Origin of the sequence: Hymenobacter qilianensis (assembly GCF_014638675.1) — a bacterium.
GTDB classification, from domain to species: domain Bacteria; phylum Bacteroidota; class Bacteroidia; order Cytophagales; family Hymenobacteraceae; genus Hymenobacter; species Hymenobacter qilianensis.
Genome location: NZ_BMFN01000002.1, coordinates 34,524 through 46,843 on the forward strand (window position 1 = coordinate 34,524; position 12,320 = coordinate 46,843).

Sequence of the window (12,320 nt, forward strand, 5' to 3'; positions counted from 1 at the left end):
CCAGAATTTACAAGTCGAAGCGCTGACTGGAACAGCCGCGCTCTAGTACAAAGGTCAAAGGTGTTCCGTTCGGGCGGCTTAACATCAATCAAGCCCGCGCTTGATACTTGTCATCGTTCGGGCGGGCTGCGGGGCGGAGCTTTGTCGCTGAACTTATTGTAGCCGCCTGTGCCTGCCGTTCTCGAACAACCCGCTACCCATGTCGTTTGTGCCCACTGCGGCGATAATTGCCCCCCAGAGCCCCTGCTGCTCGCCGAAAAGCCGTTTTGCTGTGCCGGCTGCCGCACCGTGTACGAGCTGCTCGACACGAATAACCTCTGCACCTACTACAAGCTCGATGAGCGGCCCGGCCTGAAAGTAAAAGAGGTAGAGCTGCCCGGCCGCTTCGATTACCTGAATTCCGAATCCGTGCAGGCTCAGCTGCTGGCATTTCGCTCCGAGGAGCGGGCGCGCTTGACATTGCAGGTGCCCCAAATGCACTGCACGTCCTGCATCTGGCTGCTGGAAAACCTGCCCCGCCTGAACCCCGGCATTGTGGAAGCGCGGGTGCAGTTTCTGCGCAAGGAAATCACCATCACCTACTTATTGGCCGAAACCAGCCTCAAAGAAGTAGTGCAGCTGCTGGCCTCCGTGGGCTACGAGCCGCAGATTACGCTGGCCGAGCTTGGCGCCCAGCCCCACCGCGCCGGCCGCACACTCTACTACCAGCTGGGGTTGGCGGCGTTTGCCTTCGGCAACGTCATGCTCATGGCTCTGCCCGACTACTTCTCTTTTGTGGAAGACTTGCAGGCGGGCTTCGGGCAGTTTTTTGGCTATCTAAGCTTGCTGCTGGCACTGCCCGTGCTGCTGTACAGCGCACGGGGCTTCTTCAGCTCGGCCTGGCAAGGGCTGCGGCAGCGCTACATCAACCTCGATTTTCCGATCAGTCTGGGGCTCGCCTCCCTGTTCAGCGTGAGTACTTACGAAGTCATTTCCGGTACCGGCCCTGGCTATTTCGACTCGTTTACGGGGCTCATTTTCTTTATGCTGATTGGCAAATGGGTGCAGCAGCACACCTACGACGCCCTGCGCTTCGACCGTGATTTTACCTCCTACTTTCCCGTGGCCGTCACGCGGCTCACGCCGGAAGGCGACCAGAGTATTTCGGTCAAAGAGCTGAAAGTAGGCCACCGTATCCGGGTGCGGCACCAAGAAGTAGTGCCCGCCGATGCCGTGGTCCTGCGCGGTGCCGGCCAGCTCGATTACTCTTTTGTATCGGGTGAGAGTACGCCGGTGGCGCGGGCCTCGGGGGAGTTGGTATTCGCGGGCGGTCGGCAATTGGGCGAGGCCCTCGAGCTGGAAGTAGTGCGCGAAGTATCACAGGGCTACCTCACCCAGCTCTGGAATAATCCGGCCTTTGCCAAGCAGGAAAGCGACGCCACCTGGGAAACCTACGCCAACCGCGTGGGGCGCTATTTTGTGGCCATAACGCTGCTCCTGGCCCTGGGCACGCTCCTCTACTGGGGCCCGCGCGATACGAGCATGATGTGGCGGGCCTTTACGTCGGTGCTGGTAATTGCCTGTCCGTGCGCGCTGTCATTGGCAACGCCCTTTACCTTGGGCGCCGCGCTGCGGGTATTGGGCCGACAAAAGTTCTACCTTAAAAACTCCGCCGTAATCGAAACCCTGGGCCGCGCCGATACGCTGGTATTTGACAAAACCGGCACCCTCACCGACACCAGTCAGGCAGAAGTGCAGTATCACGGCCGGCCGCTGTCTATGAAGGAAAAGCGTCTTGTTGCCACGGCGGCCGCCCAGTCAACGCACCCGCTAAGTCAGCGCTTGGCGCAGGAGCTGGCCACTGAGCCTTTGCCGCTGGCCGCCTGCCAGGAGCGCCCCGGCCAGGGCATCAGCGCCACGGCCGAAACCGGTGATACTGTGCGGCTAGGGTCGGCGGCTTTTGTGCAGGCAAACCATGTTGAGCTGGCGGACATTGGGCAAGAGCCTAATTCGACCAAAAAAGCCCCCCAGGCACTTCAGGCCAATGATACAGCCCCACCGGAGGCACCCGAAACGCGCGTGAGCGTTGCCCTGAATGAGAAGCAGGTGGGCTATTTTACCTTCCACAATGTGTATCGTCCGGCCCTGGCCAGCGTGCTGGCCACGCTCAGCCGCCGCTACCGCCTCGCCGTGCTTTCCGGCGACACCGATGCCGAGCGCACTCGCTTACAAACCCTGTTCGGGGAAGATGCCGAGCTGCATTTTCGGCAGTCGCCCGCCGATAAGCTCGCTTATATCGCGGCCCAGCGCGCCCAGGGCCGCACGGTGGTCATGATGGGCGACGGGCTGAACGATGCCGGCGCGCTGCGCGCCGCCAATGCGGGCATTGCCCTCACCGACAGGCTCACCAACTTCTCGCCCGCCTGCGACGCCATTCTCGATGCCAGCGAATTCCAGCGACTAGCCACTTTTCTGGGCTTTTCGCGGGCTTGCCTGCGCGTTGTTTTGGTCACGTTTGCGCTGTCGTTTTGCTACAATGGCTTCGGGCTGACGCTGGCCGTGCAGGGCCTGTTCACGCCTATTGTGTCGGCTATTCTGATGCCCGTCAGCTCCCTGAGCGTGATGGTTGTATCCACGCTACTCGTGCGCTGGGCCGCGAACCGCTACCACCTCTAACGCTGTTGTCATGACTATTATCTTCTTGCTGATTGGTATCAGCCTACTCGTGGCGCTGGCGTTTCTAGGGGGCTTTTTGTGGGCAGTGCGCAGCGGCCAATACGACGACGAATACACGCCGTCCGTGCGCATGCTCTTCGATGAAGAAGAAGAGAAATAGTATTGATTTGATATCAATCAAGCCCGCGCTTGATATCCGTCATGCTTTGCCAAGGAGGCGGCGAGGACCTTTGAAGCAGTAAAAACACTTACTGTTTCACTCTATGGAAGTCGTACCCATTACGCCTCTTATCCTTCCGGCGCAGCCTCCAGTTCAGACCCGAGTATCCCGCGCCGTCGACGAGTTTTTCTACGATAACAAGATTGTCCGCGACTTCGGCATTGCTACCGTGTTCTGGGGAATTGCCGGCATGATCGTCGGAATTCTGGCGGCTTTTCAGCTGGCGCTGCCTGAGGCCAACATGAATACGGCCGTCACCACCTTCGGCCGCATCCGGCCGCTGCACACCAACGCCGTCATTTTTGCCTTTGTCGGCAATGGTATTTTTATGGGGGTGTACTACTCTTTGCAGCGTTTGTGCAAAGCGGCCATGTACTCCAAAAAGCTCAGCCAGATTCACTTTTGGGGCTGGCAGCTCATTATCCTCAGCGCCCTGATTTCCTTGCCCTTAGGCTACACCACCAGCAAGGAATACGCTGAGCTGGAGTGGCCCATCGACATTGCCATTACGCTGGTGTGGGTGGTGTTTGGCTGGAATATGTTCGGCACCATTGCCAAGCGGCGCGAGCGTCACTTATACGTCGGCATCTGGTTTTACATCGCCACTTTCCTCACGGTGGCCGTGCTGCACATCGTCAACTCGGTGGCTTTGCCCGTGAGCTTTATGAAAAGCTACTCGGCCTACGCCGGTGTGCAGGATGCGCTGGTGCAGTGGTGGTATGGCCACAACGCGGTAGCCTTCTTCCTGACTACGCCCTACCTGGGCTTGATGTACTACTTCCTGCCCAAGGCAGCTGGTCGGCCGGTGTACTCTTACCGTCTGAGCATCATTCACTTCTGGTCCTTGATCTTCATTTATATCTGGGCTGGTCCGCACCACTTGCTTTACACTTCCCTGCCCGACTGGGCCCAAAGCCTGGGTGTAGCCTTCTCCATTATGCTGCTCGCGCCTAGCTGGGGCGGCATGATCAACGGCCTGCTGACCCTGCGCGGCGCCTGGGATAAGGTACGCGAGGAGCCCGTGCTGAAATTCATGGTAGTGGCCCTTACGGCCTACGGCATGGCCACCTTCGAAGGCCCGATGCTCTCCTTGAAAAACGTGAATGCCATTGCCCACTTCACCGACTGGATAGTAGCGCACGTGCACGTAGGCGCGCTGGGCTGGAACGGCTTCCTCACTTTCGCTATGCTCTACTGGCTGTGGCCCCGCCTCTACCGCACCGAGCTGCACTCCAAGAAACTCGCCAATACTCACTTCTGGCTGGGCACCATCGGTATCCTGTTTTATGCCCTGCCCATGTACTGGGCCGGCTTTACTCAGGGCTTGATGTGGAAGCAGTTCAATGCCGAGGGCATGCTGCAATACCCCAACTTCCTCGAAACGGTGCTTCAGCTGGTACCGATGTACTATATGCGCGGTATTGGCGGGGTGCTGTATCTGAGCGGCGTGTTTCTGATGCTGTACAACATGATAATGACAGCCAAAGCCGGTACGCTGCTCGTTTCCGAAAAAGCCCATGCTCCTGCCCTGCGGCCCGCTTCGGAAGATCCACACGCTGATGCTGGTCACTGGCACCGCTGGATTGAGCGACGCCCCTTGCAACTGGCCATTGGCGCTACGGTCGCCATCCTGATTGGCGGCCTGGTTGAGATGATCCCTACTTTCCTCGTCGAATCCAACGTGCCCACCATTGCTTCCGTGAAGCCTTATACCTCCCTGGAATTGCAGGGCCGTGACCTCTATATCAAAGAAGGTTGCTCGAACTGCCACACCCAGATGGTGCGCCCCTTCCGCTCCGAAACCGAGCGCTACGGCGAGTACAGCAAAGCGGGCGAGTTTGTGTACGACCGGCCCTTCCTGTGGGGCTCCAAGCGCACCGGCCCCGATATACACCGCCTGGGGGGCAAATATCCGCACTCCTGGCACTACAACCACATGATGGACCCCACCAGCATGTCGCCCGGCTCCATTATGCCGCCTTATCCGTGGATGTTCGAAAACGAGATTGACTACTCCACGCTGCCTGCCAAAATCAGGGTGCTGCAACAGCTGGGCACACCTTACCCCGCCGGCTACGACCAGCAAGCCGTGGCCGATGCCCGCCGCCAGGCCGAAGGCATCGTGCAGGAGCTGAAGAAGGAGGACATCGAGGTGAAATCGGACAAGGAAATCGTGGCTTTGATTGCCTATCTGCAGCGCCTCGGCACCGATATCAAAGTGAAGCCCGAGCAGGCCACGGCCGCCGCTCAATAGCCGACTTAAAGAGGCGGTCATGCAGAGCGCAGCGAAGCATCTCGCGTGCTGATGTTGCCAAAGTAACTCCTACCGCTTGCTCAACGAAGCGGGCAAAATGCTTCGCTGCGCTCTGCATGACAAACGGAAATTATTCAAACCTCAATCCATCATGGACAAGAAAGTATTGCAATCCATTGCCGGCGTCGAGATATACCCCATTATCTCCTTCCTCATTTTCTTCCTCTTCTTTCTGGGCTTGCTGATTTACGTGGTAATAGCCAATCGTCAGCACTTCGACAACATGAGCAATCTGCCACTGCTCAGCGATGACGAAACCCTAAAGGCCCACCTCGAACACGACGTAGTATGCTAACCAAACGCGCTTTTCTGCTAACCGCCGCTGGGCTTCTTCTAACCGGCAACATGGCCTTTGGGCAAACCGCTACTACCGGTGCTGACATGCTGTTCTGGCTGCTGGGGGGCATTTTGATCATCGTGCTGCTGATGGTGCTGATTGCCGGCGCGTCCCTGGCCTCGGCCACTCGGCAAGTGCGCCAACATACAGCGTCGGCCACCAATCAATCTATCACCGAAGTAGAGGAAGGAGCACCCACATGTTAACGCACCGCAAAATGAATTATGGGGCACTGGCCGCTATGCTGGCGCTATCCATTGGCACAACGGTAGCCCAGACGGCGGAAGCCACCACCCCCACCCCGGCGGCCGGCGGCCAGGATGCGCAGATAATGCTGTTCTGGTTTTTGCTGAGCACGCTAGCCTTGGTGCTGATGGTGTTTGTGCTGCTCTTCACGATGATTATCGTGCGCATGAAGCCGCAGCTGCGCAAAGTGTACGAGCTGCCCACGGTGCACGATACCTGGAGCGGTAAAGTGCTCGGCCTGCTCATCGGCGACACGCGCCTGGTAACCGGCGGCTACAAGGAGGAGGATATGGGCCACTCGTACGACGGCATCACGGAGTTCGACAACGATTTGCCGCCATGGTGGAAGTATGGCTTCTATTTCACCATCGTGTTTGCTGTGGCCTACATGGGCTACTACCACGTGGCCAATGCCGGTGAGCTACAGATAGCCGAGTATGAAACCGAAATGCGCCAAGCGGCCCTGTTGGTTTCCAATGAGCCCGACGACCCCAACAAGCTCACCACCTACACGGCTTTGATGGCGCCGGCCGATTTGAGCGCCGGCAAGTCTATCTACGCTACCAACTGCGCGCCCTGTCATGGGGCCAATGCCGAGGGAAAAGTAGGTCCTAACCTTACGGATGAGTACTGGCTCCACGGCGGCGAAATAAATCAGGTGTATAAAACCATCAAGTTTGGGGTCACCAGCAAGGGCATGGTTGCCTGGAAAGGCAAGCTTGGCGCCAAGCAGATTTTGCAAGTATCGTCCTACATCGAGTCGCTGCAAGGGTCGAAGCCAGCCAATGCCAAAGAGCCCCAGGGCGAGAAAGCAACTGCTGGCAAATCCATTGCCGCCAAGTAGCACCCGCCCACTGCCCACCCCACTTTTTTACACTTCAGCGCGATTTTACCGTCGGCGCACCAGTCAATGCCTGTTACCAGCTACCATCCAAACGACGACTTCCGCGACTCCATCGCTACGGTGGATGCGGCCGGCAAGCGCGTCTGGCTGTACCCCAAAAAGCCCAGCGGCGCATTTTACCGAGCCCGCAAGTGGATCAGCTACGGCCTGCTCATCGTGCTTTTTGCCGGGCCCTGGCTGCGCATCAACGGCCTGCCGGTGCTGATGCTGAATCTGCCGGCGCGGAAGTTTATCATCTTCGGACAGATCTTCTGGCCCCAGGACTTCTTTATCCTGCTGCTTGCGGCGCTCACGTTTCTGCTGTTCATCATCCTTTTCACCGTGGTGTACGGGCGGGCATTTTGCGGCTGGGTGTGTCCGCAAACCATTTTCCTAGAGATGGTTTTTCGCCGCATCGAGTACTGGCTGGAAGGCGATGCGCCTCAGCAAAAAGCACTCGACCGCGCTGAGTGGGACTGGAACAAAATCTGGCGCAAAACCAGCAAGCACGCGCTGTTTCTGGTCATTTCCTTTCTGATTGCTAACACGTTTCTGGCCTACATTATCGGCTCCGATGAGTTGGTCAGCATCATCACCGATCCGCCCCGCGAGCACCTCGGCGGCCTTACTTCGATGGTGCTCTTCACAGGCGTTTTCTACGCCGTATTTGCCCGCTTTCGGGAGCAAGTGTGCACCATCGCCTGCCCTTACGGCCGCCTGCAAGGCGTTATGCTCGATAAAGACAGCCTCGTGGTAGCCTATGACTACCAGCGCGGGGAGCCACGGGAGAAGCTGCGCAAAAACCAAACGCGCACCGCCGGCGACTGCATCGATTGCCACCAGTGCGTGCAGGTGTGCCCCACAGGCATAGACATCCGCAACGGCGCCCAGCAGCTGGAGTGCACCAACTGCACCGCCTGCATAGATGCCTGCAACAACATCATGGACCTGATAAACAAACCTCACGGCCTGATTCGCCATGCATCGGAAAACAACATCGCGCAGGGCACCAAATTCCAGCTGCGTGGGCGCGTGAAGGCCCTGTCGGGCGTGCTGATGGTGTTGTTGATGGGCCTTACGTTTCTGCTGGTGTCGCGCTCCAATGTGCAGGCCACGGTGCTACGCACGCCGGGTCAGCTTTTCCAGAAAACCGACCGCGGCACCATTACCAACCTTTATAATGTGTCCGTCATCAACAAAACCAATCACCCTTATCCCATCACGCTCAAGGTGTTGGAGCCGCTGGGGGGCAAAATTTTGCTCGTTGGCAACGAAAAGCTGACGCTACCCGCCCAGGGAATTACTGAAGGCGTGTTTTTCGCCGAGCTGCCCAAGTCGGCCCTGCTGACGACCAACCAGAAAATCCGCATCGGCGTCTTCAGCAAAGGCCAGCTGATTGCGGAAACCAACACCAAGTTTCTCGGGCCCGCGCAATAGCCCGGCCCAAGCTTTCTACCAGCGGCCTACCCAATCCGCGCTTTTCGCTTGCCTCTATGACCACTTCCCGCGCTAATCTCTGGCCTTACGCCATCATTGCCACCTTCATATTGTTTGCCAGCTACATCGGCTACATGGTGCAGCAGGCCATGAGCACCAACGTCGACCTGGTCAGCGCCGACTATTACCAGCAAGAACTGGCCTACCAAAAGCGCATCGAATCGGTGGCCCGCACGGCGGCCCTGCCCGCGCCGGTAGCGGTAGAATACGAGCCGGCAGCGCAGCGCCTGACCTTAAAATTGCCCCCCAGCCTCGCAGGCCAGGCCGTGCAGGGCACCGTGCACTTCTTCCGCCCCTCCGATCAGAAGCTGGACTTCAGCCTCCCCTTCGCCCCAACTGGCGAGTCCGCTCAGCAGCAGCTAAATACCAGTAAGCTGCAATCGGGCTACTGGCGTCTGCGGGTCGATTTCACGGTCGGCGGACAGCAGTATTTCGTCGATAAGGAGCTTTCCATCTGATTCAGCGCGGACGCTGTCGTCCGCTTCTAAACCTTCTTACCATGCTTTGGGCTGGCTTTCTTTTCGGGCTTTTGGGTAGTTTTCACTGCGTGGGGATGTGTGGCGCTATTGCTCTGTCGCTGCCCGGCGCAGCCGGCCCTAATTGGCGCTACGTAGCCGGCCGGGTGCTCTACAACTTGGGCCGCGTCACGACTTATGCTTCGCTGGGGGCGGTGGCGGGCCTGTTGGGCCGGGGCCTGCAATTGGCGGGCTGGCAGCAAAGCCTGTCGCTGCTGTCTGGGGGGCTTATTTTGGTGCTGGTGGTGGCGCCGGAGCATTGGCTGAGCAAGGCGGCAGCCCTCCTGAAACTAGATGGCGTGCTGGCCCGGGTGAAAAGCCAGCTGGTGTATTTCTACCAGCAGCCTTCGCTCAGTGCCTTCTATATCACGGGGTTGCTGAATGGCTTGCTGCCCTGCGGCATGGTATATCTGGCGCTGGCTGGCGCCCTGAGCGTGCCCGGCATAGCAGGCGCAGCGGGTTACATGGCCTTGTTTGGACTGGGTACGCTGCCCCTCATGCTGGCGCTTTCCCTGTCGGGGCAACTGGTGCCCTTCGTGTGGCGCGGCCGTATGCGGCGGGCAGTCCCGATTATGGCGACCTGTCTGGCGCTGCTGTTCATTGTGCGCGGCCTGAGCCTGGGTATTCCGTATCTGAGCCCGCAGCTGAGCAGTGAAACGATCAGCACCACCAGACGCTCCAGCCACCTGCCCGCCACCATGCACTACTGCCACGGCGAGGCGGCCGCCCCCGCTCCCAACTCCAATTAATTACAGAACTAAACCGGCTTCCGGATCACTCTTAACGCATTGTTGCCATGCAAACCATTCTCGTTCCCATCGATTTCTCGGCCGCGTCCGAAACCGCGCTGGTTTATGCCAACAAGCTCGCCCTGCATCTTCCGGCCGAAATTGTGTTGGTGCACTCTCACGTCGGCGCCACGCTTACCCCCGAGCGCCGGGTAGCTTTACTGAGCCGACTGGAGGCGCTGGCCGAGCGCTTGCGCTATCAGCACCTCACGCGCCAGAGCGGCCGCCGCATCCACTATCATTACCACATGGCGGCGGCCTCCCTCACCGACAGCCTGGAAGTATTGGTAAGCGGCTACCGCGCCACGTTGGTAGTAACGGGCTTAGCATTAGTTGATTGCGCCACGGCCACGGCCGCGGGCAATCCGGTAATGCTGTTGCCGGAGCATGTGAGCTGCCCGGTGCTTATCGTGCCGCCCGGCCGCCACGAGCTGGCGAGTGAGGTGGTTGTTTCCGGCGACTTCTCTCGTCTCGATGCCCACCAGCTGGCACCGCTCACCTCTTTGGCCCGCACCGCCGAGGCGCATTTCGATCTGGTGCAGTTCCACCCACCGACCAGCACCGGGCTGGTGCCGCTGAAAAAAGCGCTGATGGCCGCGCGCGCCGCTATACCGAATGCCACTGTGCACTTGCTGCCCGAAGAAGATGCCTTGGAAGATATCAGCGAGCTCTGCGCCCAGCTTAGCGCTCAACTCCTGGTTTTAGCGACCATGGACGGTTGCCTGGTCCGCCGGTTTTTCAACCCGCACTATACCCAAACGAACGCCTATCACTTGCGTATCCCGGTGTTGCTGCTCCCCACCAGTACCGTGCCCACCAAAGCCTGCTGCAACCAGTGCGGGTTGCGCCAAGCCGCCGAAAGCCGGTTGATGGCCCGTATTACCAACGTCACGTTCTGATAAGCTGTTTATCAAAGGAGGTAGAGAGGCAACATGTTGCGTCTCCTCGTTGAACGACCGGAACCGCACCTCCACCTGAACAACGGCAGCAACGAGGAGACGCAACATGTTGCCTCTCTACCTCTACTCATTTTACAACTAAGGTTTTCCCTATTTATGCTTACCGAAACCACTAGCTCCACCGATACCCAATCTACCCGCGCTACCGTTGAGGCGTGGATGCGCCAATTTCAGGACTGGCTGTGTCAGCAGCTCGAAGCTGCGGATGGCAAAGCTGCTTTTCGGGAAGATCGGTGGGAGCACGAAGGGGGCGGCGGGGGCCGTACGCGCGTGATTGGCGAGGGTGCTATTCTGGAAAAAGGCGGCGTAAACTTCTCGGCCGTGTGGGGGCAAATGAGCGAATCCGCTGCCCGCCAGCTTCTTATGCCCGACCCCAATTACTTTGCTACGGGGGTATCGGTGGTGCAGCACCCGCGCAGCCCCAGGGTGCCCATCTCGCACATGAACGTGCGCTACTTTGAGGCCGGCAACGGCGAGGCGTGGTTTGGCGGCGGCCTCGATCTTACGCCCATTTACGTGGATGAGGCCCAGGCTCGCTGGTTTCATGAGCAGATACGGGAGGTTTGCAACCAGCATGACACGTCGTTTTATCCCCGCTTCAAGCAGTGGGCCGATGAGTACTTCTATCTGCCGCATCGGCAGGAAACCCGCGGTGTGGGGGGCATTTTCTTCGACCGCCTGACCGTGGGCAAAGACGGCACCTTCGAAGCGTTGTTTGCCTTCGTCCAGGCAGTGGGCGAAGTGTACGGCCGCACCTATTCGGAGCTGATGCGGCGCAATGCGAAGCTGCCTTTTGGCGAGGCCGAGAAGCAGTGGCAACTGGTGCGCCGCGGACGCTACGCGGAGTTCAATCTGGCCATCGACCGCGGCACCAAGTTCGGCTTGGAAACGGGCGGCCGCACGGAGTCTATCCTGATGAGTTTGCCACCGCTGGCCGCCTGGCACTACGACTATCAGCCCGCGCCGGTCTCGGCCGAAGCGGCTACGCAAGCTTGGCTCCGGCAGGGTATAAACTGGGTGTAGGCATCCATCAGCACCCATTTTCGCCGTAAGCTGCGCCGATAATTTGCCCCCCAAGCAGCTGCATTTACTACTCTTCACGCAGGTTTCAGCCTTAACTCTCTCCGATGAACCTCAAACCCTTACTTCCGGGCTTGGCCTTGGTGCTTGCTGCCTGCGGCGATGTCAAAAACCCGAATGGCATGCCCGACGAGTCCACCAGCAACGCCTCAGCCCGGATAGTAACGGCCAACCCACCCAAACCTGACTCAGCCGCGGCCAAAACCGAGAACCCCGTGATGCCCGCCGACACCTCCGTTACGGGTGCCTGGCTAATCCTCGACGGCGCCCTGCGCAGCCACGATGCGCAGGTGCTTAACCAGCTCATGGACCCGGAATACGGCCTCTGGATTCTGGAGCAAGCCGGCGGCACACCCCGCGTGACGCGCGTAGCCGACGTGCAGCAGTTCCGCGACCAGCAGCAACAGCCACTTTTCGCGCTGGATAAAAAACTGATGACCTGTGCCGCGCCGCAGCCGGTAGCCGCGCTACCCTCGGCGAGCTGTCCGGGGGGCAAATTTGGGCAGGAAGGCTGCTTCGTGGGACCGTCCACTGCGTTTCGCGGGCTCGATTTCTGGGCGCAGGCGTCGGTGAAGGGAGGCAACCGCAACCAGGGCCAGGCGGCACAGGGGCGCACCGTTCGCTCGGTACTTCAGACGCGCACGGGCTACCAGTTTCACTTCGCCAAATCGGCGGGTGTAGGTGGCCGCTGGCGCCTGATTTTCGTTGATCTGCGCGGCGCTTGTCCTTCTTAAATATGGCTGGGGGCTTTTTTAGGCCTAACGTAGCTTCATGAGCACAGTAAAAAGGGTTGCGGAAGTATGACATCATAGTCTATACTTCCGCA

At 59.1% G+C, this 12,320-nt stretch carries 12 protein-coding genes; all 12 read left to right on the forward strand.

The genetic code is table 11. The annotated features are described in order from the left end of the window. The first annotated feature begins 168 nt into the window (after positions 1–168). The 12 genes from IEW06_RS08015 (at position 169) to IEW06_RS08070 (ending at position 12,228) form a co-directional block, all read left to right on the forward strand. Entirely contained in the window at positions 169–2,655 is a 2,487-nt protein-coding gene (locus IEW06_RS08015; protein WP_188548001.1) for a heavy metal translocating P-type ATPase, read from the forward strand. Positions 2,656–2,665: 10 nt separating this feature from the next. Further along, positions 2,666–2,815, forward strand: a complete 150-nt coding sequence (gene ccoS / locus IEW06_RS08020; RefSeq protein ID WP_133272948.1) for a cbb3-type cytochrome oxidase assembly protein CcoS — start codon at positions 2,666–2,668, stop codon at positions 2,813–2,815. A 103-nt stretch (positions 2,816–2,918) separates the two neighbouring features. Next, the gene (gene ccoN / locus IEW06_RS08025; protein WP_187732072.1) at positions 2,919–5,129 is read left to right on the forward strand and encodes a cytochrome-c oxidase, cbb3-type subunit I; all 2,211 of its coding nucleotides are present in this window, start codon (positions 2,919–2,921) and stop codon (positions 5,127–5,129) included. Positions 5,130–5,280: 151 nt separating this feature from the next. After that, positions 5,281–5,484 (forward strand): hypothetical protein, encoded by a 204-nt coding sequence (locus IEW06_RS08030; protein WP_187732073.1) that lies wholly within the window; start codon positions 5,281–5,283, stop codon positions 5,482–5,484. Continuing rightward, a complete protein-coding gene (locus IEW06_RS08035; protein WP_187732074.1) occupies positions 5,478–5,732 on the forward strand; it encodes a hypothetical protein in 255 nt (84 codons plus the stop codon). Before IEW06_RS08030 ends, IEW06_RS08035 begins: the two co-directional genes overlap by 7 nt. Before the next feature lie 11 nt (positions 5,733–5,743). Then, positions 5,744–6,616, forward strand: a complete 873-nt coding sequence (locus tag IEW06_RS08040) for a cbb3-type cytochrome c oxidase N-terminal domain-containing protein (RefSeq protein WP_223284544.1) — start codon at positions 5,744–5,746, stop codon at positions 6,614–6,616. Positions 6,617–6,682: 66 nt separating this feature from the next. Beyond that, positions 6,683–8,092 (forward strand): cytochrome c oxidase accessory protein CcoG, encoded by a 1,410-nt coding sequence (gene ccoG / locus IEW06_RS08045; protein WP_188548003.1) that lies wholly within the window; start codon positions 6,683–6,685, stop codon positions 8,090–8,092. Between the two features lie 56 nt (positions 8,093–8,148). Further along, complete coding sequence (locus IEW06_RS08050) at positions 8,149–8,610, forward strand: FixH family protein (RefSeq protein WP_188548005.1); 462 nt, start codon at positions 8,149–8,151, stop codon at positions 8,608–8,610. A gap of 41 nt (positions 8,611–8,651) precedes the next feature. Then, complete coding sequence (locus IEW06_RS08055) at positions 8,652–9,416, forward strand: sulfite exporter TauE/SafE family protein (RefSeq protein WP_187732077.1); 765 nt, start codon at positions 8,652–8,654, stop codon at positions 9,414–9,416. Positions 9,417–9,463: 47 nt separating this feature from the next. Then, a complete protein-coding gene (locus IEW06_RS08060; protein WP_187732078.1) occupies positions 9,464–10,354 on the forward strand; it encodes a universal stress protein in 891 nt (296 codons plus the stop codon). A 156-nt stretch (positions 10,355–10,510) separates the two neighbouring features. Continuing rightward, positions 10,511–11,437 (forward strand): oxygen-dependent coproporphyrinogen oxidase, encoded by a 927-nt coding sequence (gene hemF / locus IEW06_RS08065; RefSeq protein WP_187732079.1) that lies wholly within the window; start codon positions 10,511–10,513, stop codon positions 11,435–11,437. A gap of 104 nt (positions 11,438–11,541) precedes the next feature. Continuing rightward, positions 11,542–12,228, forward strand: coding sequence for a hypothetical protein (locus tag IEW06_RS08070; RefSeq protein ID WP_187732080.1), 687 nt, complete (start codon positions 11,542–11,544; stop codon positions 12,226–12,228). The last annotated feature ends 92 nt before the right edge of the window (positions 12,229–12,320 follow it).

What these genes read in the sequence shown, in the direction of transcription:
- ccoS (WP_133272948.1), top strand. Translation starts at nt 2,666, where the DNA reads ATGACTATTATCTTCTTGCTGATTGGTATCAGCCTACTCGTGGCGCTG.
- ccoN (WP_187732072.1), top strand. Translation starts at nt 2,919, where the DNA reads ATGGAAGTCGTACCCATTACGCCTCTTATCCTTCCGGCGCAGCCTCCA.
- IEW06_RS08030 (WP_187732073.1), top strand. Translation starts at nt 5,281, where the DNA reads ATGGACAAGAAAGTATTGCAATCCATTGCCGGCGTCGAGATATACCCC.
- IEW06_RS08035 (WP_187732074.1), top strand. Translation starts at nt 5,478, where the DNA reads ATGCTAACCAAACGCGCTTTTCTGCTAACCGCCGCTGGGCTTCTTCTA.
- IEW06_RS08040 (WP_223284544.1), top strand. Translation starts at nt 5,744, where the DNA reads ATGAATTATGGGGCACTGGCCGCTATGCTGGCGCTATCCATTGGCACA.
- ccoG (WP_188548003.1), top strand. Translation starts at nt 6,683, where the DNA reads ATGCCTGTTACCAGCTACCATCCAAACGACGACTTCCGCGACTCCATC.
- IEW06_RS08050 (WP_188548005.1), top strand. Translation starts at nt 8,149, where the DNA reads ATGACCACTTCCCGCGCTAATCTCTGGCCTTACGCCATCATTGCCACC.
- IEW06_RS08055 (WP_187732077.1), top strand. Translation starts at nt 8,652, where the DNA reads ATGCTTTGGGCTGGCTTTCTTTTCGGGCTTTTGGGTAGTTTTCACTGC.
- IEW06_RS08060 (WP_187732078.1), top strand. Translation starts at nt 9,464, where the DNA reads ATGCAAACCATTCTCGTTCCCATCGATTTCTCGGCCGCGTCCGAAACC.
- hemF (WP_187732079.1), top strand. Translation starts at nt 10,511, where the DNA reads ATGCTTACCGAAACCACTAGCTCCACCGATACCCAATCTACCCGCGCT.
- IEW06_RS08070 (WP_187732080.1), top strand. Translation starts at nt 11,542, where the DNA reads ATGAACCTCAAACCCTTACTTCCGGGCTTGGCCTTGGTGCTTGCTGCC.